General features: G+C 41.6%; 15 protein-coding genes. 7 read left to right on the top strand and 8 right to left on the bottom strand.

The genetic code is table 11. The features are described 5' to 3' along the window. Window positions 1-334: 334 nt before the first annotated feature. Entirely contained in the window at window positions 335-5,368 is a 5,034-nt protein-coding gene (gene porU2, locus DB520_RS25575) for a putative type IX secretion system sortase PorU2 (RefSeq protein ID WP_114752632.1), read from the bottom strand. A gap of 5 nt (window positions 5,369-5,373) precedes the next feature. Continuing rightward, complete coding sequence (locus DB520_RS25570; RefSeq protein WP_114752631.1) at window positions 5,374-6,495, bottom strand: putative type IX sorting system protein PorV2; 1,122 nt, start codon at window positions 6,493-6,495, stop codon at window positions 5,374-5,376. Window positions 6,496-6,984: 489 nt separating this feature from the next. Between DB520_RS25570 and DB520_RS25565 the strand changes: the two genes are divergently transcribed. The 4 genes from DB520_RS25565 (at window position 6,985) to DB520_RS25550 (ending at window position 11,307) form a co-directional block, all read left to right on the top strand. Then, window positions 6,985-7,341, top strand: a complete 357-nt coding sequence (locus DB520_RS25565; RefSeq protein ID WP_114752630.1) for a PadR family transcriptional regulator — start codon at window positions 6,985-6,987, stop codon at window positions 7,339-7,341. Between the two features lie 172 nt (window positions 7,342-7,513). Next, window positions 7,514-9,421, top strand: coding sequence for a PspC domain-containing protein (locus DB520_RS25560; RefSeq protein ID WP_114752629.1), 1,908 nt, complete (start codon window positions 7,514-7,516; stop codon window positions 9,419-9,421). 33 nt (window positions 9,422-9,454) lie between these two features. Beyond that, window positions 9,455-10,855 (top strand): MBL fold metallo-hydrolase RNA specificity domain-containing protein, encoded by a 1,401-nt coding sequence (locus DB520_RS25555; protein WP_114752628.1) that lies wholly within the window; start codon window positions 9,455-9,457, stop codon window positions 10,853-10,855. After that, entirely contained in the window at window positions 10,852-11,307 is a 456-nt protein-coding gene (locus DB520_RS25550) for a carboxypeptidase-like regulatory domain-containing protein (protein WP_114752627.1), read from the top strand. Before DB520_RS25555 ends, DB520_RS25550 begins: the two co-directional genes overlap by 4 nt. Window positions 11,308-11,541: 234 nt before the next feature. Here DB520_RS25550 and DB520_RS25545 read toward each other — a convergent pair whose 3' ends face one another. The 3 genes from DB520_RS25545 to DB520_RS25535 are packed head-to-tail and all read right to left on the bottom strand — an operon-like array spanning window position 11,542 to window position 14,345. Further along, on the bottom strand, window positions 11,542-12,417 hold the full coding sequence (locus tag DB520_RS25545) for a Brp/Blh family beta-carotene 15,15'-dioxygenase (RefSeq protein WP_157972254.1): 876 nt from the start codon (window positions 12,415-12,417) through the stop codon (window positions 11,542-11,544). After that, the gene (locus DB520_RS25540; protein ID WP_114752625.1) at window positions 12,404-13,582 is read right to left on the bottom strand and encodes a lycopene cyclase family protein; all 1,179 of its coding nucleotides are present in this window, start codon (window positions 13,580-13,582) and stop codon (window positions 12,404-12,406) included. Before DB520_RS25540 ends, DB520_RS25545 begins: the two co-directional genes overlap by 14 nt. Window positions 13,583-13,598: 16 nt before the next feature. After that, window positions 13,599-14,345 carry a bacteriorhodopsin gene (locus DB520_RS25535; RefSeq protein WP_114752624.1) on the bottom strand — a complete coding sequence of 249 codons (747 nt, stop codon included), beginning with the start codon at window positions 14,343-14,345 and terminating at the stop codon, window positions 13,599-13,601. Window positions 14,346-14,724: 379 nt separating this feature from the next. Between DB520_RS25535 and gyrB the strand changes: the two genes are divergently transcribed. Then, a complete protein-coding gene (gyrB, locus tag DB520_RS25530; RefSeq protein WP_114752623.1) occupies window positions 14,725-16,680 on the top strand; it encodes a DNA topoisomerase (ATP-hydrolyzing) subunit B in 1,956 nt (651 codons plus the stop codon). A 95-nt stretch (window positions 16,681-16,775) separates the two neighbouring features. Then, entirely contained in the window at window positions 16,776-18,893 is a 2,118-nt protein-coding gene (gene ppk1, locus DB520_RS25525) for a polyphosphate kinase 1 (RefSeq protein ID WP_114752622.1), read from the top strand. Between the two features lie 15 nt (window positions 18,894-18,908). Here ppk1 and DB520_RS25520 read toward each other — a convergent pair whose 3' ends face one another. From DB520_RS25520 to DB520_RS25510, 3 genes are all read right to left on the bottom strand, one after another. Continuing rightward, complete coding sequence (locus DB520_RS25520) at window positions 18,909-19,793, bottom strand: Ppx/GppA phosphatase family protein (RefSeq protein ID WP_114752621.1); 885 nt, start codon at window positions 19,791-19,793, stop codon at window positions 18,909-18,911. Between the two features lie 98 nt (window positions 19,794-19,891). After that, the gene (locus DB520_RS25515; protein WP_114752620.1) at window positions 19,892-20,101 is read right to left on the bottom strand and encodes a DUF3185 family protein; all 210 of its coding nucleotides are present in this window, start codon (window positions 20,099-20,101) and stop codon (window positions 19,892-19,894) included. 81 nt (window positions 20,102-20,182) lie between these two features. Continuing rightward, a complete protein-coding gene (locus tag DB520_RS25510; protein ID WP_114752619.1) occupies window positions 20,183-20,458 on the bottom strand; it encodes a DUF202 domain-containing protein in 276 nt (91 codons plus the stop codon). Window positions 20,459-20,639: 181 nt separating this feature from the next. Here DB520_RS25510 and DB520_RS25505 point away from each other — a divergent pair, with 181 nt between their 5' ends. Continuing rightward, a complete protein-coding gene (locus DB520_RS25505; protein ID WP_114752618.1) occupies window positions 20,640-21,560 on the top strand; it encodes a DUF3078 domain-containing protein in 921 nt (306 codons plus the stop codon). The last annotated feature ends 28 nt before the right edge of the window (window positions 21,561-21,588 follow it).

The following is a 21,588-nucleotide window of genomic DNA, read 5'->3' as shown; positions in this document are numbered from 1 at the left end:
GGTTGCGCCCGTGGCGAGAACCATTTCACGCCAAGCCCGCCACGGGGATGTTTGCCAGGGATGGGCACGAATATTTTTTTTTACACTCCGGCACCCCACTATCAAACGACCCAAGCTTGGGCCACAACCACCTCATTCGTGTAAATTAGTGCATTAGTGGCTAATGTTCTTTGCTACGGATGGGCACGAAAGTGGTTGGTAGGTCTTCCATGTCGCGACTGATGTGCACCCGCTACGTTCTTTTTGTGAACTTTTTCACACCACGATCGCCCCGTGAGGCACGCCATGCCTGCGGCGCTTTTATGTCCAGGGCTTTACCATTGCGAGAGCCATTTTATCGCAATAGGTACATCTTACCATACCCTTTTTTAAAGGCCTTGTCACCAGCCGTGGCCCTATGCTCCATAAACTGCCCTTCCTTTCTTACCAACACCCGGTATATATAAACACCGTTTGCCAACTGGTCGCCGAATTCATCCTTACCATCCCAGGCATATTCAGTGATGTTGTTTCCGATGCGTATGGGGCCAAGTTCGTCCTGAAAGATCTCCCTTACTACCTTTCCTGTCACAGTCATGATCTGTATTTTGATTTCATCCGGAGCCTGAGCTCCTGTCACCGTGAACACAAACCGCACACTTGTGCTGAATGGGTTGGGGTATGGATAAAAATTGGTGATTTGGCTTTCATTGATAACTTCAAAATTCACTTCATAGGGTTTCTCCCCTGCCTTGTTTCCAGAGGCATCACTGGCATTTACCCTTAAGGTGTACATGCCGTCTTCTAATGGACCTGGTTGAAGCTCAATCCTAAAGTCCGAATTTTCGGTGGCTTCGAACCACTTTACCTTAGGGTTGCTAAAACTTATTTTTTCAAAATCACATCCCTCACAATCTCTTTTTAACATCAATTCCATCCCCACAGTGTCCTTTTTTAGAGAATACCGATTCTCGTCCTTCACAAGGGCCGAAATAAGAACAGTAGGAGAGACGATATCCCCATCCATGATATAGATGCCATCAAAACTCACATCAAGAATAGGGTTGAGTTCATCTCTGGCAACTTGAAAATATTCCGGAAGATCTATTACATTGTTTCGAAAACGCTGCTCCATCATAATTCTGGGGTTTGCAAAAACGTTTAAAGAGTTTTTACCTGCTCTTCCCCTGGAGTCAAAGGGAATGGAGAGTTCGACCCTTTCTCCGGCTTCAACAGGAGCAATCTTTTTGGAGAAGCGCTCAACCCTTCTTTGATCTAAATTAGTAAAGGTCCATTCCACGGTCACAGAGTCTGGAAAGTCATAGTATCCGATATTGATAAACTCGAAGTCAGCAACTGATTCTTGGCCTTCAAATAATTGGACATTTTCCTTTTTCGACTTTAGGGTCAAGACCCCCTCTGGTACACCGGAGTAGTTTACCTGCCACCTCTTTAGTTGTTCAGGTGTTGGAGCCTCGCTGTCATCCAGGTTAAACCGTAACCTCATGTAGGGATATTCTTCTGAAGATATGGCGCTAAGGTCAACATCAGGCTCTTTAATGTTTGGGTAAAGCAGCACTTCTCCCCCGTCCATAGTTACCCCCATCAGGTCAAAACCAGAATATTCGGTATTAAAGACGTCATTTTGAACCACATGGTTGAAAAACCTTACCCATGAGGAAGCTGGCCCTACCCTGGGTGAGATGATGCTCCCATTTGGAAAATAACCATTTATATCGGTTTCAAAGCGAATAACCTGTGCATTGGGATCAATTTCCTGCTCTGTTTTAGCCAATACTTCAATGGCATCCCCAGGTTCCATACCCTTTTGGCCAAACAATATATAAGGTTCACCAGTCCTTAAATTTCGCAGGGTGGCCTCATTTGCTCCAAGCTCTTTCATCTTAAAAATGACTTCTTCTGGCCAATCTGAAAAAGTAACCTGTCCTACGGAGAAAATGATTACGTAATCTCCCTCTTTTACGTTGTTGATATAATCCAGCAACATGGTTTGACCCTCATTAGTAATCCATTGGTTCCTAATGTTTTGTATGATTTGTGGCGATCTTCCACAGCTTTTTGGATCTAATACATCGATATTGGTCAACGGTACTGGCAGATAGGGCTCCAGTTTTCTTTGATCAAAGGCCAATAAACCTAAGGTTCCATTAGGACAAAACCGCCCTTCTGTATCCAGAATATAAGAAACACCATTCAGCATTACTTGTACATTTTCAGCCGAGTAGTCCTCATTATCGGGCCCAAAGGTAAAGACATCTATATTCAAGGCAGTTTCCCTATACCTCCATGATTGGGACTGAGGGTCTATTTCTAGGTTGTTTAATTGGGTGGATTGGAGTTGGGGCATGGATCTTTGTGTCCATCCTTCGGGGCCGTTGTTGATGTAGGAGAAACTAGAAGTGGACCAATCCCGGTTTTCACCCTCCCTAGGTTCCAAAAACCTACTTCTCCAATAAAAAGTTAGGCTGTCTTTAGGTCCAAGGCCTTGAAATAAATCTACCTTCCAACGTGCCAAGTTTGCAGTAGTTACCCTGGTCTCCCTTCTATACGCGCTACTGAAATCCGCCGCAGTATCCAATTGAAGGACCAAGTTTCTTTCTTCTATAGACCTTCCTGGTATTTGAGCAATAAGTTCTGTTTCCCTCACATTGACGATGGCAAAGTCATAAGGTTTAAGGTTTAAGGTTCCACTCATGGGGACATAAAGGGTTGCCGATGCCAGATTGTTGGCATATGTTAACTCCCGTATATGCTTCCTTTTATTCAGCTCAACTGTGAAAACGTTATCCCCAAAAGCATTTATGCCACTATTGGGAATGGTAAAGGTGATGGTGTCCTTTCTGAAAATAGGGGCCATCCTCTCTGTATCATAGGTGATTATACTTCCATCAGGGAGTTGCCGACTTACATTTAGATCCATGGAATCCAAATCAACCTTTCCTATATTTCTAATCACCATACTCAACTGCATGGAGTCCATGAGCGCGTTTAATGGTGTGTCGTCAAAGCTTTGGAGAGTGATTTCTTCACCGCGAATAGCGTAATCGGCTCTATCAGCGGGAAACATCCTTACTGCAGGGTCCCCTAGCATGATCATTTGATTGATGTGGCTTTGGTTTACTTCAGAGGGGCCAAACCTCTCTAAAAACAAGCGATCACTTTCTATTTTAACTTTTCCTATGGACTGGTGGATGAGGGATGAGTCTGCAAATGCCTTGGCGTAAAATGACTCACTAAATCTCCTAAGGTAAACATCAATACCAATATCTGCATGGGCCAAAAATATCGATGCACCCCTATTGGGGGTCACTATCCAATCCTCCCCGAAGGTATAGGCAGCACCAAAGGCATTACCTGCATCACAGCCATTAAGTAGCAGCACAGGGTATTTTCCTTGATTTCGGTAACCCATCTCGTTTACACTGGCAAACCCTATGTCTATATCAGTAGTGGCCGGTGCTGCATGACCAAAAAAGGTGACCATGCTGGCACCCTCGTTTATTTCATCAGCAATGTTGATCAATTCTACGGTGGCATTGCTCCTTTTTCTGATCGTCGACACCTTACCTCCCAGGTATATATCCTCTGCCACAGCTTTGAACCCATTCAGAAAGTTGTAAAACCTCTCCAGTTCAAAAGCAGATCTGCCTCCACTTAAGTGGATGAGGTTTTTTTGCCAAGGCTCCTGAACTCCCATCCCGTCTTTTTCTTTCACTTTTTCCAAGTAGTTGGCCACTTCTTGGGAAGTCCGCGCGGGAATTCTTCCTACTGCAATGTCTTGACTGTGGGGTTCATTAGGGTCCAATCCTACTGCATAACGATTGTCTGAATAGGGGTATCCAAAGGCGGGTATTAGCTCTTGGAAATCAAATATACTGGGGTTGTTTCTATAAAAATGGTTTACTCCACTCAGTCTTCTTGTATTATATATACCGAAGCCCCTACCCACAAGTAGTAGATATTCCGGTTGATGTCGATTGGAATATTGCTTGAGAAATTCCCTTATGGCAAGAGGGGTTTTTTCCCCAAAAGCAAACTGGTCATAAATTTCGTTGATATTAACAGTGAGGGTGTCAAATGCACCTCCAAGAGGAGAGGCCCGGTGGGCAGCAAATGCAGTTACTGGGTCCCCATAGTTGCTGGATGGTGTTCTCAACCTGGGGTGGGAAATAATCAGGTAATCAGCAGGTTGATTTAGTAGGTTCCTAAACCTTACCTTTTGAAGCACATTAGGTTCTATGGTGGTATTGCTTCTTTGTATCAGAAGGTTGGCATTTGAATTTGTTCCCCCCACTTCCAGTTTCAAGGTTCCATTTTCTATTTCCGTCTGATGCTTTATTACCTCAGGGAACCTGGAAATGTCATATGCCAAGTAGTTTTGGTTATTTGCTGGAAGAGCCAAATGAGCGGGTTCGTCTTGATTAATCCCAAGAAGGGTCTTGGTAAAGTTAAAATCGGGAACTTGGGTGCCATAGTCAATTTTGATGTAACTAACAGAGATATTATCCAATCCCCCATCCCTACCCAGACTACCGATACGTACAGCCAAATCCCCATCAGAAGCAAAATCCGAGGGGGTGAGCTCCAAAGTGATGGTATAGTTTTCAAAGCCAATATAGTCGTACTGCCCAATTTCTCTCAGAGAATTTGTATTGGCACCCACTTGAACGGAAGTCCTGTGGGGAGAATCCGATCTGCCTAATAAACCAATTTCAATAGTGGGATTAGGAATTGTTGTAATTGCCCCAAGATCATTGAATTCAAAGGTTCTGTTGTTTCCTCTGGTGATAGGTTGGCTTGTCCATCCCTGCCCTTGATCATAAAGAGAAAGTCTCACATTTGGAAAGTAGGTTTGGCCCAACGAATATTGTTCGGCATAAGAGGCAATATGCTGCTTCACCACAGTTTGAACCATAGGATACTCCCCTTCCGATAGGGTTTTGAAATTCATTCTTTTGCCTCTGGTGCCAGGACTTACAGTTAGGAAAAAAGCAGTAGTGTCGTTGTGGGTGTTGAAATAGGGGTTTGGTAAATGATCTGGGTTACCGTAAAGACCCCTGTCCAACATAGCATCATTTTTTTTGCCAATAAACTCGACATGGTCATTTGCATCAAAACTTCCGTCCTCTTCACCAGCTATATACATGGACACCTCCTCTCCACGGTGGAAAAGCCTTAATTCTCTAGGGTCAATCTCTGAAACATTCATTCCAGAGGCGGATAAGGTAGTGTAACTTAATTTATATACCCCTTCCACTGTCGTAGGAATTTTATAATAGTCCTTTCCAAACTCTACCCAGGAATTTTCTTGGCCGTAACCCTGCAATAGGTTAAAAAACAATAAGGTGACCGTGAATAATCTTTTCATCCTGCTTATAAATACCTATTATCCCAACCTTTATTTAACCTAAAGTCTGGTTTAAGTGGGTTGAGACTTACTTTTACACTAAAAACATGGGAATAGGGTGTTTCGGATACACTCCCAATGTCGGTCAATGCATAGTCAATTTGCACTTTTTCATTTACCAAAAAACCGAGCCCAAAACTTGGCTGGAAAGAGGTATAATAAGAAGCATCAAAATCCCTTAATCGCTGTACATTGCCAGCCCCAAGGCGAAATGATGCTGTTTTTTTATAACCCAGTTCCAACCCCAGCCTGGGATCCACGCTTACCAATTCAGTGGCCAGAATGGTATTTCTCCTTCCGTCGAATGTGAAATCCACATCCATTACTAATTGCATTGCAAATTCATCGGTAATTTCTAGGTTTCTTCCTAAACTAAAAATGGCCCTAGGCATGGTGAGTTCTATACTGTTGATGGGGATTTCATTGTTGGTTTGTGCATAAATGTCCCTGACCAAATCGGCATTGTGGGCCCATGCGTTAAAAGTGGTGGTTACATCCCTTAGCATCAAGCCCAACCTCCAATCTTCATAGAGATAGATTCCCCCCAGATCCAATCCAAATCCCCATGCATTTGCGAACTTTCCTACGTTTCGATGAATGATTTTAGTGTTTACCCCCAATTTAAAAGCATCACTTACATCTCTGGCGTAGGATAGGATTAACGCATAATCCGCAGCATTAAAAAACTGAATATTGTCATAGTTTAGTGAACCATTGGCATCGTAAAGAAAACGGGTATCCGGTATATCGTCCACACCAAATCGTATAAGTGAAATAGCAATTTGATTGTCCTCTTGGATATTGGTGGTAAAGGCCCCATAATCGAATTTGGCGATACCGGCAAAGTACTCCGCATGCATCAGCGCAAATTCATATTCATGGGCAACGCCTATCAGACCGGCAGGATTCCAGTAGGCGGATGTCACGTCTCTGGCGGTGGCTACCTGGGCACCTCCCATGCCCAAAGCCCTGGCTCCAACTCCAATATTCATGAACTCGTTGGAATATTTCGGAGCAATCCCTTGGGAAAACACCTGAAAAAAAAGACCAAACTGTAAAAGTAAATAAAAATAACCCTTGATAACCATTAGTTTAAATCAAAATCTCGACACAAATTAAAAAGAAATTCGCATCATTTTCAGACTAATAACGGAAAAAATCCATTGTTTTTTTTTGTTGTTCGAAAACGAACAAAACCCTGTCCCTTAGCAATACAACACACTTTCAAGCATGCAATTAACCACTTTTTTTTGATAAAAAACTTTCAATTTTTTAGACCTGAATTTCTCCTCTTAATGCCCAAAAAAACGCATTTGAAGCAGCTTTTAGTTATTACTTGGTATCATGGTTAATCTATTAATTGGTATAACAAGGTACCTTAGATAAATTTGGAACAGTTTTTCTCTGAATTGTTGGCAAGTCTTAGGATAGGATAAAAAAGCCAGCTAAGCACCTTCACTTATATTTATTTGATGAAGCACAAAAATCGAGCATGGCGCGAGCCACACACGGGGATGCCCCCCGATAGCTACGGGACGGGGCAGGCTATGTGACCATTAAGAAACAAATATAAACACATGAAAATCTCAAACACACTTATACAAATGCGGAAAGGGATATTGGAATGCTGCATTTTGCACATTATCTCCAGAGGGGAGGTGTATGCCAGCGATATGATGGAGGAGCTTAAGGAAGCAAAGCTAATCATCGTTGAAGGAACGCTTTATCCCTTGCTCAACAGGCTTAAAAATGCCGGCTTGGTGAACTATCAATGGGTGGAATCGGATTCAGGTCCCCCAAGAAAATATTACACCATCACCGATGAGGGGAGGTCTTTTTTAGAGGAACTGTCCGAATATTGGGCTAACCTGGATAAATCGGTAAAACTTATATTGTCCAAAAAAAGCCAAAAAAAGAACGGTACTTCCTCTTAATTAAAAATGTTTAAATCCATTTAGCCACTCAAATCCATGAAATCGAGCATGATGAGCACGTCACACACCGGGATGGTTATCGTTGCAAGATTCCCCCGAAACGAGTTCCCCGAAGCAAGTTCGGAGCAGGCAGGGGCAGGCTATGTGGCAAATAAAAATCAATTATAAACACATGAAAAAGACAATAAGTATCAATATAAGTGGGATCCTTTTCCATATCGAAGAGGACGGTTACACCAGACTCAAGAAATATTTGGATGCTATCAACGAGCATTTTTCTCACTATGATGGTAATCAGGAAATTATCACGGATATAGAAAACCGCATTGCTGAAATATTCCTCTCCAATCTTAAAAATAACAAACAAGTCATAACCGCTGAGAATGTGGACAACCTCATAGAAAAAATGGGGACCATAGCAGATTTCAAGGCTTTGGAAGACGGACTGGACCAGGAAGAAAACTCTAAGGAAGTAGAGGAAGAAAATGATTTCTACAAATATGTGACCCCTCCCGATCAGCATGCTGCAAAGGGATACAAAAAATTGACACGTTTGCCAAACAATAAAATCCTGGGTGGTGTATGCGCCGGATTCGCCCATTACCTTTCCATAGACCCACTTTGGACCCGGTTGGTAACCATTCTACTGCTATTTAGCGGAGGCCTGAATTTTAGTAGACTCCCCTTGGGGTTTATTTCAGACAGGGTAGATCTCCATATTTCCCTGGCATGGTGGACGGTGTTGGCCTATATTCTACTGTGGATTATTCTCCCTGTATCCTATGACAAACCGGAGGATAAAAACATCAAGAAACTTTACAGAAACCCTGACGACAGGGTGCTAGGTGGTGTAGGAAGTGGCTTATCCGCTTATTTTAATATTGACGTAATCTGGGTGCGGCTAGGTTTTGTGGGATTGATATTTGCAGGTGGTTCCGGTTTTGTGCTTTACCTCATATTGTGGATTATCACACCACTAGCTAAATCTATTACAGAGCGTATAGAAATGAAAGGAGGAGCAATAACGCTGAGCAACATAGAAAACACCATTCAACAGAACCTACAAGTGGAAAATGCTACAGAAGAGTCAGGAACCCGAAAGCTATTGATGGCACCATTCCGGTTTTTGGGTAGGCTCATCAATGGGCTTGGGATAGCACTGGGTCCATTAGGGGTCTTTCTACTGGCACTTATCAGGGTGGTATTCGGTTTGCTGGTGTTTTTTGTAGGAATCCTGGTAGTGATCACACCATTGGTGTTCATGGGCGTTTATTCTGAATTACTTACCAATAATGAGTGGGCCTATTTTTTTGAGGATATTCCTGTCGAATTTATGACAGAGATCCTTCCGGTATGGTTGGCTATATCCATTGCTGTTGCCATTTTGATTCCTGGGATTATCCTCACCTTATTGGGAATAAGTGTGTTGATCAAGAGAAACCTCATTGATGCACGGTTTGGGTTTATTTGTTTTGCCTTGTGGTTGACCAGCATCATGGTATGTGCCTTCCAGGTACCCAAGGTGATAAGTGAATTTAAGGAAAGTGCAGAATACGAAAACTTAATGGAGCTCAACCTTCCAAATGAAACACTTGTTCTAAAAAGTAATGGCGAAACTACAAATCGGAGAGATTGGGGTAGGGTGAGCCTGGTCTTGAAGGGATCTGAGGATGAAAATGCTCACCTGCGTCAAACCTTTTCTTCACAGGGAAAAAACAGGGAGGATGCCATGGAAAATGCCACCCAGGTCAATTATCATTTCGTGCTACAGGATAGCGTACTTACTTTTGACAAGCAAATTGAATTTCCGAGAAATGCCAAGTTTCGTGGTCAGCGCTTAAGGCAAACACTCTACTTGCCTCAGGGAAAGGTGTTCGTTTTGGACAGGTCGCTCCTCCCAATTTTGAGGGAAACCATTCATTCCGCAGGCTACAAAACCAGAGATGTCAATTCCATACATCACTGGACTATAAATGAAGAAGGATTGCTTTGTCTTAATTGTGTGGGTGACCATAAGAACAGCCCTGCTGACAGCCTTTCCAGGAGTGCCTTTAAGGGGTCCTATTTTATGAATAGATAATCGTTTGGCCTATATTTGGGTTAAACAAGAATTATGCAGGTTAAGGTGAAGTTTTTAGGAGGAGCAGGCACTGTTACTGGCTCTAGGTTTTTGTTGGAAATCGGCCCAAAGAAGATATTGGTAGATTGCGGGCTCTTTCAGGGATTAAAGGAACTGCGATTGAGAAATTGGGACAAGTTTCCTGTAGACCCCAAAACCCTGGATATGGTGCTACTAACCCATGCCCACATTGATCACTCAGGTTATCTCCCTAAATTGGTAAAGGAAGGGTTTTCTGGCCCCATATTTTGCACGGCCCCCACTGCAGAGTTGGTAAAGATCCTACTTCTGGATGCAGGTAAGCTACAAGAAGAAGAGGCGGGGTACGCCCTCAAAAAGGGCTACTCCAAACACGAAAAACCCATGGCCTTGTTCACTATAGAGGATGCGGAAAAAGTGTTTGCTCTGTTGAGGCCCATTGGTTTTGAGGAAAATATTGAACTTTGCAATGGAGTGGGGTTAATAGCCTACAATGCCGGACATATCCTGGGAGCGGCTATATTTAAGGTTAAAGTAAAAGGGAAAAGCCAAGAAAAGAAAATTGTTTTTTCCGGTGATTTGGGGAGGTACCAGGATCCCATCCTAAACCCTCCCACCCATATTCCCTTTGCCGATGTCCTTTTCTTGGAGTGTACATATGGGGATAGGACAAACGAAGGCAAAGCCATTCAGACCCAACTAGCCAAAGCAATAAAGGAAACCTACATGAAGGGAGGGGTAACGGTGATACCTTCATTTGCAGTAGGTAGAACCCAGTTAATCTTGTTTTACTTGCACAGGTTGCAGCGTCAGGGTGCGATTCCAGAAATACCTATATACGTGGATAGTCCCATGGCCATTGATGTAACCAAGCTGTATAAAAGATTTGGTACCTATCACCACCTTGGTTCCAGTTTGGAAGAGGAGGGGGCAAACCCCTTTTTACATAAGAACCTCCATTATTACCAGAACCAAGAGGCTTCTATGAGCCTGAACCAAGTAAAAGGTGACGCCATCATTATCTCAGCAAGTGGCATGGCCACTGGAGGGAGAATCTTGCACCATCTCTATAACAGACTACCGAATGAAAACGACAGTGTGGTTTTTGTAGGACACCAAGCAGAAGGTACCAGGGGTCGGAAGTTGTTGGATGGAGAAGAACTATGCAGGATTTACGGGATAGATATTAAAGTGAAAGCTTCTATTTATTTTATCGATGGCCTATCTGCTCATGCAGATCAAAGTGAGCTTCTAGATTGGTGTGGGGGATTTATCAGTAAGCCCAAGCACGTGTTTATGGTTCACGGAGAAGAAAAGGCATGTAGGACCTTGGCAGGAAAATTGCAAAAGAAGTTGGGCTGGCAATGTGCAACCCCAAACTACCTGGAGTCATTTGAGCTTTTCAATGGAATATGAAGAATTTTATTTGTGCATTTTTACTGATCTTGGCTTACTCCTGTAAAGCTCCCAAAGAGCAATCTGAGGGCATAAAAGGAAATGTCTATTGGACGGAAGGTAACCAAATGCCCAGAATTGCTGATGAAGAAACTGGGATGGCGGCACCCACGAGTAAATTGGGGGTACAACGTACTATTTTGATTCATGAATTGACCCATGTGGATCAGGTTGAGGTGGGGGACTTTTTAATTGGAACTATACATACCGAGTTGGTGGAGACAATCCAAACAGATAAGAACGGAGAATATGCTGTAAAGCTTCCTCCAGGCAGGTATTCTTTGTTTACGGTCGAGTCTGATGGGCATTTTGCCAATACATTCGATAGGAATAATTACATAAACCCCGTGGAAGTAAAATCGGGAGAGTGGTCCGTTTTTGATATTTTGGTGGATTATATGGCAGCATATTAGACCTATGTTTCATTTCTGACCCGAGATGCTACATTAATTCGAGATTTGTTTATTTTTTGTGGTTATAATCGTTTGTCATTTACCATTACTACCCTTTACAAGTTATTGTTTCACTCCAAGAGCGTTGCGGATTCGTTGTGGCCCCCTGAAAAAGCCCAGAGCAGGGCTGTGTGAAACCAAACGTCATTTCCTTTTTGCAAATGCCAATGTTAAATACTCTGTATGTCGCCTGTGTCATGCTCGATTTCTGCTTTTAATAAATCTGTCCATGACCCAAATGTGCGGAGCAGAAATAAGTGAGATGAGAGTAAAAAACAATAAAATACGCTCCCCCTCCGAAAGCCAATCAGAACTTATAAAGACAACCAAGAAAATTCCGAGCACACTGATGGCAGTGAGTGGAAGAACCCTTTGCACAAACCATTTTATTCTTCCTTTGGTCATGTGGGCAGTCAAACTTTCGAACTGAGTTTTCAGACTCGGAAGGGAATGCCAAAAACCAAAATAAACAACAAAGGAGAGTAATAAGGGAAGGGAGTAGAGCAAGGTTCCTAATACCAACATTTCCACGACCAGAGAAATTTTCTTCATCGAAAAATCAATTAATAGCAATATGGATGTTGCCAAAAAAAAGCTCACCACCATAAGTTTACCAGCCTGAAACCATTCGGTTATATTTACAATTTCGCTCAAAATTGCCTGGGTATTTTCAAAATCACTCCAAAGAATCAAACTAAGGTAGAATCCACCTAAGCTAAGAAAGAGCAGTGGGCTTAAGCTATTGTTTTCCTGTTGAAGAAAATGGGTTTGGCCGAAGTGATAAGCAGAGATAATCAGAAAAATGAGCAGGGAAAAAACCGGAAAAAGAAACCAAAGTACGAGGTATAAGAGAATTACCAAGATATAACGGAGAAAAAAACCAAATAAATTTCCTGGGACTTGTCTTTCTTGATAGATAAGGTGGTCTAAAGAGCCATGGGGAATTCCAACAAGGAGAAAAACACCTATAAAAATCACCCATTCAAAGGTTTGATTTTCCCGGAAGAAGATCAAGAATAGTACGCCAACTCCATAGGCAAAGAGTTTACCCAACTTTTCAATATCGGTCATAATGTATAAGCGATCTGATAAAAATTCTAAACCGTAACTTTGCAAGTAACCTAATCTCTTCCCATAGACTAGTTTCCTCATTTAGAAATTTAAGAATATTTTTGGCAGCATTTTTTCGAAACAAATCCAGAAATACCTCAGGCAGTTTTTCAGGCCATTTATAGGCTATGTTGAGCAGAATATTGTCGTAAAACTTAAATCTCCCTGCTCTTTCCCAGGCATGTTTGTTAATCCTTTTGTCATCTAACAGGTTGTTGACAATGGATTGACAACGGGTTTGAATTTTATGGAAAGTGTATCCTGTAGATGGTTTTGTCCATCCAGCGATGGATCCTATATGATATAAGTTTTGATAGTCCTTTAGGTTTGGGGGGAATGTGGACATGGGAATGACTCCTTGCTCCCTGTAAGTAATGGAATAGTCCGTTATCCCCCATTGTGAGTGGATGTATTTCTTTATTTCGGCCTCCATTATATCCATTGAAGGGAGTTTGTTTTTTGAAAACAGGGTGTATTCTACCAATGCATGGTTTTGGTTGAAGGGGAGGATATAGGTAAAACCCATCTCCTTACCATTCTTTGAGTCAAAATGCATAAGGGTGACAGCATCTTTATTCAGATTCAACCTGTCCGATTTTATTTCCCAGCCAAGGAAAACCTGGTTCAAACGAGAATGGTTTTGCATATGGGGTAGCTGGATCGAGTTAAAAACCTTTTTCCCCAAAAAGCAGCCCGAATTTTTCGTTTTAATTTTCAAAGAACCATCCTCCTGGAGAATATCCTCCACAAAGTCATTGATGTAGGTGATTCCAGGGTATTGGTTTATTTTTTCCCAAATCTCCTTATAAAAATCCTCGGCGCTTACTTTATAATAATTCAAATGATCCAAGGATGTAGAGATTTTATCATCCCTGTGAATAAATTTCAGGTTCTTCCATGCTACCAATGGTTTTACCGATGGGTGAATGGCAAGTGGGGTTTCAGCCCAGTAGCACCAGGTCTTGTTCTTTTCCCCTTCCCCTTCGTTACCGATTAAAAGAATAGCTTTTTGGTTCAAAGGTGAATCAAGAACATAGTTTACTAAGCTTAATCCCGCGCAGCCTAATCCTGAAATAATTATATCAAATGTCATAATGCCGTAAAATGGGCCATGAAACAAGTTCATGGCCCGTATTTATTTTTTATGCTGGTACAGCAGTCTTTTTGGATTCTGCAATGGCCACGGTGTAAACCACCAAGCCAAATCCAATTTTATTGATTGCATCGGCAAGATTATAGAAGAGGTCAATGCTACTTACTTCAAATAATCCCGAAAGAAGATTACCGGGCAAAACCATATAACCTAAAGGATAAATAGACCATCCTAGGGTTATAAAAATCTTGAGTAAGAACATGGCTTTTTGTAGTGCTGGTCTGTTGGATCCACGGGCCAATTTTGCAACATCCCCTAAGAACACCTCATAGACGATGTACAAATAACCGATGGTCGAAATAATGCCCCAGAATACATTGTTTTCGATGCCGGAGGTTTCACCGATGTATCCGGTTATTAACATAAGCAAAGATGCAAGAATTAGTTTAAACAAAGTTCCTCCCTTAGCACCGAATGGCCTAGTGAGTAAATAGAACTCCACACACATTAAAGGAACCGTTAAGGTCCAGTCAACATATCTAAATGCCGTGGGGCTTTGACCGGTTGAAAGATAAAAATCTCTCATGTAATAATAGTGTACTGCGGCAATACCAGTGATTAAAGCTGAAATGAGGAGGGATGTTTTCCATTTGAGATCTACAGACCCTCTTTCAGTAAAGAAAAACACTGCCGAGGCAAACATTGCCATGTAACCTATAAAAAAGGTGATGGCTACAGGGTCACTGTCAAGGATTTTCTCCAAACCGATAATTTCATTCAATAACAGAGTTTTCATAATTTTCCGTTTAAACTACGTTTCATGTTTAATTTTGATTTAAATAATTTTTCAACTACTAAATTAAATAGAATTAAATTTGTTTAATTCTATTTATAAATAGTTAAACAATTGTAAATAAACTCCATTTTTCCACCATTGAAAGCTTAAGTTATGTGTAGGGTAAAAAGAGAGAAGAGTCTGGATAATGAATAGATATTTCCTGTTAAAGAGGAAGGTTAAAGTAGTGTTTTTTAGGTAGGGATATTGGTGCGTTTTAAGTTGAGTTTAGCATGGTCCTAAATGTGAAATCCCAGTTTTTTTCTGTATTTTTGCAGATAGTTTAAGTTTTTAGGATTATCCTTTTTTGATGAAAAGGCTATCCACATCACATGATTATATGAGTAAAGACAAAGAGTTGCATCGCGGCGATTATTCCGCCCAAAATATTCAGGTTTTAGAAGGATTAGAAGCAGTACGGAAAAGGCCCGCCATGTACATTGGCGATATAGGAGTGAAGGGCCTTCACCACCTGATATGGGAAGTGGTAGACAATTCCATAGATGAGGCACTTGCGGGACATTGTGACAGTATTCAAGTTACCATCAATGAGGATAACTCCGTAATGGTGGAAGATAATGGACGTGGCATCCCTACGGATTTTCACGAAAAGGAAAACCGGTCTGCCCTCGAGGTGGTAATGACGGTACTGCATGCTGGTGGAAAATTTGATAAGGATACCTATAAGGTTTCCGGGGGATTACATGGTGTAGGTGTATCCTGTGTGAATGCCCTTTCCACTCATCTCAAGGCCACAGTGCAAAGGGGTGGGAAAGTCTATGAACAAGAATATGAAAGAGGTGTTCCCCAATATCCTGTTCGGGAAATCGGCACCACCGAAAAGAGAGGCACTACGGTGCATTTTATGCCTGATCCAGAGATATTTCAGGTATTGGAATACAAATATGAAACTATAGCCACCCGCCTTAGGGAGATGGCCTTTTTAAATGCTGGAATTAGCTTAAGCTTAAAAGATCTTAGAGAAAAAGATAATGGGGATTATCGTCAAGACCACTTTTACTCAGAAGGAGGCTTGGTTGAATTTGTGGAATACTTGGATGAGACCCGTCAAAAAATAATTGATCATCCTATTTACATTGAAGCAGAAAGAAATGCCGTGCCCGTACAAGTGGCGATGAGCTATAATGCCACCTTCAATGAGAATGTGGTTTCTTATGTAAACACCATTAATACCCATGAGGGAGGAACCCACGTGGCTGGTTTTAGAAGGGCATTGACCAGGACTCTTAAATCCTATGCAGATAAATCAGGCATGCTGGATAAGGTTAAGCTTGAAATTGCAGGAGATGATTTTAGAGAAGGCTTAACTGCGGTAATCTCCGTGAAAGTGGCAGAACCTCAGTTTGAAGGTCAGACCAAGACCAAACTTGGGAACAGTGAAGTGTCAGGGGCGGTCGACAGTGCAGTATCAGAAACCCTTCAATCCTGGTTAGAGGAGCATCCCAAGGAAGCAAAAATCATCGTAAACAAGGTGATTTTAGCCGCCCAAGCAAGGCACGCTGCAAAAAAAGCCAGGGAGATGGTACAGCGGAAAAACGTACTCGGAGGAGGAGGCCTTCCTGGTAAGTTAGCAGATTGTGCGAATACAGACCCCTCTATTTGCGAGCTTTATCTGGTGGAGGGAGATTCCGCAGGAGGATCGGCTAAGCAAGGTAGGGACAGGGATTTCCAGGCCATACTTCCCCTGAAGGGAAAGATCCTCAACGTAGAAAAGGCGTTGGAGCATAAAATTTACGACAACGAAGAAATAAAGAATATACTCACGGCACTAGGAGTGAAGATAGGAACGGCGAATGATGAGAAGGAATTGGATCTTACCCACTTGCGCTATCACAAGATTATCATCATGACAGATGCCGATATTGACGGTTCACATATTAGAACCTTGATTTTGACTCTCTTCTTCAGGTATATGCGTAATTTAATAGAAAACGGTTACGTATATATTGCTCTACCCCCTCTCTATCTTTTGAAAAGAGGAAAGGAAGAAAGGTATTGCTGGACCGAGGAAGAAAGAAAAATAGTTACAGCCGAACTGGCTCCGGATGGAAAAACGGATAGCGTTGGCATACAACGTTACAAAGGTCTTGGTGAAATGAACCCTGAGCAGTTGTGGACCACCACCATGGATCCTGAAACCAGAACCTTGAAACAGGTGACGATAGATTCTGCCGCGGAGGCTGACCATCTCTTCAGTATGTTGATGGGAGATGAGGTTGCTCCTCGTAGAGAGTTTATTGAGAAAAATGCCAAATACGCAAAAATCGATACTTGATTTAAAAATAACTCGAATATTTGAGGGGCATTAGGCCCCTTTTTTTATTTTTGATTAATTTAGTACCAACTTACCGATTCCTAAAGCCAACGCATATGATAGTAACCGACCGGATGGAAGAAACAATTCAGGCAAGTGACCTGATCAGTAGAGACCTTAGTTGGTTGAAGTTCAACGAACGGGTATTTGACCAGGTAAAGAAGGAGCAAAGGAATATTTTCGAAAAGCTGAAGTTTATGGCCATCACAGCTTCCAATCTGGACGAATTTTTCATGATTAGGGTGGGCTCACTGTACAATTACCTGGATTACGACAAGGTTAGGGTTGATTATTCTGGACTAAGGGAGGATGCTTTCAAGATGAAGTTGATGATAGAGTCCCAGAATTTCCATAGGAGACAACATGAAACCTTCATGGAGGAGCTCTTGCCAAGTACAGAAGAGGAAGGTTTCATTCTCAGTAATGTAAAGAACCTCCTGGATGAAGAGCAAAAAATCATTAAGGATTATTTTTTTAAGGCTGTTTATCCCATGCTTACCCCAATGGTCTTTGACGGTTACCATACCTTTCCCATTTTGATGAATAAGCTATTGATTTTTGGGGTAATTACCATTAATCAGGGAGACAAAAAGGATAATCGAAAACTTTCCTTCGTCCAGATTCCCTCAAACATCCCAAGGTTTTTTGAGATTGAGCGGGAAAACGTAATGATATATGTCCCTATTGAGGAAGTGATACGGGAGCATGTTTTTTCCTTGTTCAGAAATGTCAATATAGAGTCGGTAAATCTTTTCAGAATAACCCGAAACGGCGATTTCACCTTGGAGGAAAGTGAAGATATGGATACCAACTTCCTGGAAGAGGTAAAGCGAAAATTGAATGAAAGAAAGACAGGCAGGGTGGTTCGCATAGAGATTGAGGAAGGTTACAGCAAGTGGATGATTAACCTACTCAAAGAACGTTGGATTATCAATGACGATAGTATTTTTAAGATACCCAGAAAAAGCCTTATGGACTTTACCGGGCTTTGGCAAGTGATAGGCAATAAGCGGTTTAAGGACAAAATTCCACCCACCCCTCCTCCAATTCCACCACTTTCCTATCCGGATGCAGCCACTGAGGATATTTTTCAGGTGCTTAAGCATAAGGATGTCCTTTTGCATCATCCATACAACAGTATGGAGCCCATTATGGATCTCTTGGAGAAGGCTGCTGATGACCCGCATGTGATGGCCATCAAGATGACCATTTATAGGCTTTCCAAAAACTCCAACATTGTAAATGCCTTGCTAAGGGCAGTAGAAAACGGGAAACACGTTTCGGTGCTCTTTGAGGTAAAAGCCCGTTTTGATGAGGAAAACAATATTAGAGAGGCAAAGCGTCTCCAAAAAGCAGGCTGTTTTGTGATCTATGGAATCAGTAATTTAAAGACACACACTAAGCTTTTGCTAATCGTCAAAAAGGAGGAAAGTAAAGTCACTCGCTATGTACACCTAGGTTCGGGTAATTATAACGAGGAAACTTCAAGGATATATACCGATATAGGACTTCTTACCACCAATGAAGTGCTGGCCAATGATGTCAGTGAATTTTTCAATGTTATTACCGGCCATTCGCTGCCATCTACCTATCAAAACCTGCTGACCTCCCCCAGAGAAATGCGGAATCGCCTTATTGAATTTATTGAAAAAGAAGCAGAAAATGCCAGAAATGGACTGAAATCAGGGATCTTTATCAAGATTAATTCCTTGGAAGACTCTGAGTTTATATTCGCGCTGTATAGGGCCTCGCAGGCAGGGGTACCAATAAAATTGATTGTGAGAGGTATTTGCTGTCTTAGGCCTGGCAGACCAGGACTAAGTGAAAATATTCAAGTGATTTCCATAGTTGGTGAGTTTTTGGAACATTCAAGGATATATCATTTTCATAACGACGGGGATTCCCGCACTTATGTGGGTAGTGCAGATGCCATGGTGAGAAGTTTTGATAAGCGGCTGGAATCCCTCTTCCGCGTAGAAACATCAGTCCTGGAAAAACAAGTAATGAATATTCTCTCCTATAACCTGAGAGACAATGTAAATGCCTATGTGATGCAGGAAGATGGTAGCTATATCCACAAAGAACCAAATAAAGGGGAGGAAGTATTCAATATTCACAAGGAGTTTTTCAAATTGACTCCTGCAATGATCTCGGATGTAAAACTTATCGAGTAAACCCCTAGCTCGGTTTTACCTGATTCTTGTGGCTTTTTGAAATAAATAGCTCATTACTCCATCTTTTAGTCCCACATCTGGGACTATCATTCGATGGGAGTTTGCAGATTGCATCGCCGCAAGGTAAATCTTTGTCGCAGGGATGATTACATCGGAGCGGTCTGGGTTTAGGTTGAGCAAATGAATCCGTTCTTCAAAAGTTAGCCCATTTAATTGATCCAGCACCTCTAAAATAGTGGCTAGTTCCAAATACCTTTTGTTTTTCCTGGGCTTGCTGATTTCAAAAACCTTATTGATATTTCCTCCAGTACCTATGCATGTGATTTGAGCAGTTTCCCCCTTGAGGTGTTCCTTTATAAATGTATCCATTTTCCTCCACTGCGAGAGGGAGACTTTTTCGTCCAAGGTCCTTACCGATCCTATTTTGAAAGACATGCTGGCAGTTTTTCTCGATTTTTTATAGATGTTTAATTCCGTACTTCCACCACCTACGTCTATATGCAAAAAGGTTCTGTTGTCAATATATTGCCCCAGGGCCATGTTGATCAATTCAGCTTCTCTGTTTCCATCTATGATTTGAATTTTCAATCCAGTGAGCTTAAGCACCTCCTTGGCTATTTCTCTCCCGTTAGTGGACTCTCGCATTGCGGATGTCGCACAGACCATATGCTCTTCCACCTCGTAGAGGTCTATTAGAAGTTTAAAAGCTTGCATTAGCTTCAGGAATTTCTCTCGGTTGCCAGGGCTGATTTTTTTCGTGCTGAACACATCCGAGCCCAGCCTAAGGGGAAACCTAAGGTATTCCAGTTTCTTAAATTTTATTTCCCCTTGATATTGGGTGACGTGGGTAATTTGCAAACGTATCGCATTAGACCCTATATCTACTGCGGCTAATCTCAAAGCTTAAAATTTTATGACTAATGGGATAGAAAATGGGAGAGACAAAAATAAGGGCGATTTGGTATATTACTACTAAAATCGCCCTGGAATTATAAGGATTATCCTTTTCTGGAAAGGGCCACTAGTGCGATACCGGCAATTACTGCCGCACCGCCGGCATATGGGGGCCAGTTCACCTCTTTTTCCTGTTCAGCACTTAATTCCAATGGGCCAGCATCTACAATAGTTTCTTCACTGGTATAACTCACCCCAGTGATGATGAACATGATGATTCCGATTACGATCAATATTATTCCGAATATTTTCATTATACTAAAGATTGGTTTGAATTCCTCTACTTCAAAAAACCTACCAATTTCAAATCTTGGAAATCAATTTTGTGGATTTTGTCACATTTTGTGATACTTGCCCTTCAAAATCTTTGACCTAATCCGGAAAAAATTAAAAAAACCTAAGACCAATAGAACCAAACTGATTAAAAATGACAGGTAACCAAACTCCTTTATATTGGCAAGATCCTCAACCTTCATCAAGGCAGTGCCACTTACCAGGAAATAGAGGCTAGTTCGAATATAGGCTAGCAAAGTGCGGTCATTTGCCAATTTTGTTCTTTGCCTAGCCAAAAAATCACGGACAATCAAGTCGTTTTCTGAACCTTTTTCCATAGTTTTATACTTTGTACCAAGTGATTTTTATATTGAAAGATAAATTTAATTTCCAAGTTTATTTTTTCAAACCAAAACTTTCTCGAAGAAGTTTAGTTATCTGGTTTTCTATAAGAAAAGCTCTAATTTCCTTAGATATAGAATAATCTTACTTAATTAACCACCAATAAATTCACTGAAAATGCGAAAATTTTTGATTTTATTTTCAATTTCCTTGCTATTTGCAACAGCAGTCTATTCACAAGTGGACGATTTAGCGGAATCCGTAGATGTATTATCCGATGAGGCAAAAAAGGACACTACTTTTTGGCTATCGGAATTTAGTGCAGGCTTAAATTTTAACCAGGCAGGTTTCAGCGCCAACTGGAAAGCCGGGGGTATCAATTCGGTGGCATTTGGAGGGATCATTGCCGGAAAAGCGCTGTACCGAAAAGACCGGTTCACTTGGGACAATGAAATGGAATTACTCTATGGAATTGTGAAAAACGAAGGAGAAAGGACTAGAAAATCAAATGACAGAATCTTTTTGGATTCAAAAGCAGGCTATCGGCTTACCAATAAATGGGGGACATTTTTCTCCCTCAACTTTTTAAGTCAGTTTACCGATGGGTTTGAATTCAATCCCGATGGAACTACCACCTTGATTTCTGGATTTATGTCACCCGGTTTCCTCACCTCCTCACTTGGGTTTGAGTATAGGCCAAACGACGAGTTTTCCCTAAGGATGGGGCCGTTCTCACCCAGGTTGACCTTCGTGACGGATCCCAATATTATTGAGGGAGAGCCCAGCAATTATGGGGTGCCGGAGGGACAGACCATTCGTACAGAATGGTTGGCATTTCAGTTATTCGCTACTTGGAATAAGGATATTGCGGAAAATTTCAACATCAAGACCAGGTATATGATGTTTGCCAACTATGAAACCTTAAACTGGGAAAGGATAGACCATAGACTTGACCTTACCATTACCGCAAAGATTACCAGTTTGATCAATGTGACCCTTACCAGTATTAACCTTTACGATTTTGACCAAGATCCGGGAGTTCAGTATTCCCAGGCATTGGCATTGGGAATACTTTATAAAATCGATAACAAAAAATAATCAGTTATTTACCTTTTGAAGCCTAAAT

Origin of the sequence: Pleomorphovibrio marinus (assembly GCF_003347495.1) — a bacterium.
In the GTDB taxonomy this organism is placed as follows: Bacteria; Bacteroidota; Bacteroidia; order Cytophagales; family Cyclobacteriaceae; genus Pleomorphovibrio; species Pleomorphovibrio marinus.
This window is presented reverse-complemented; position numbering and strand designations above follow the sequence as displayed.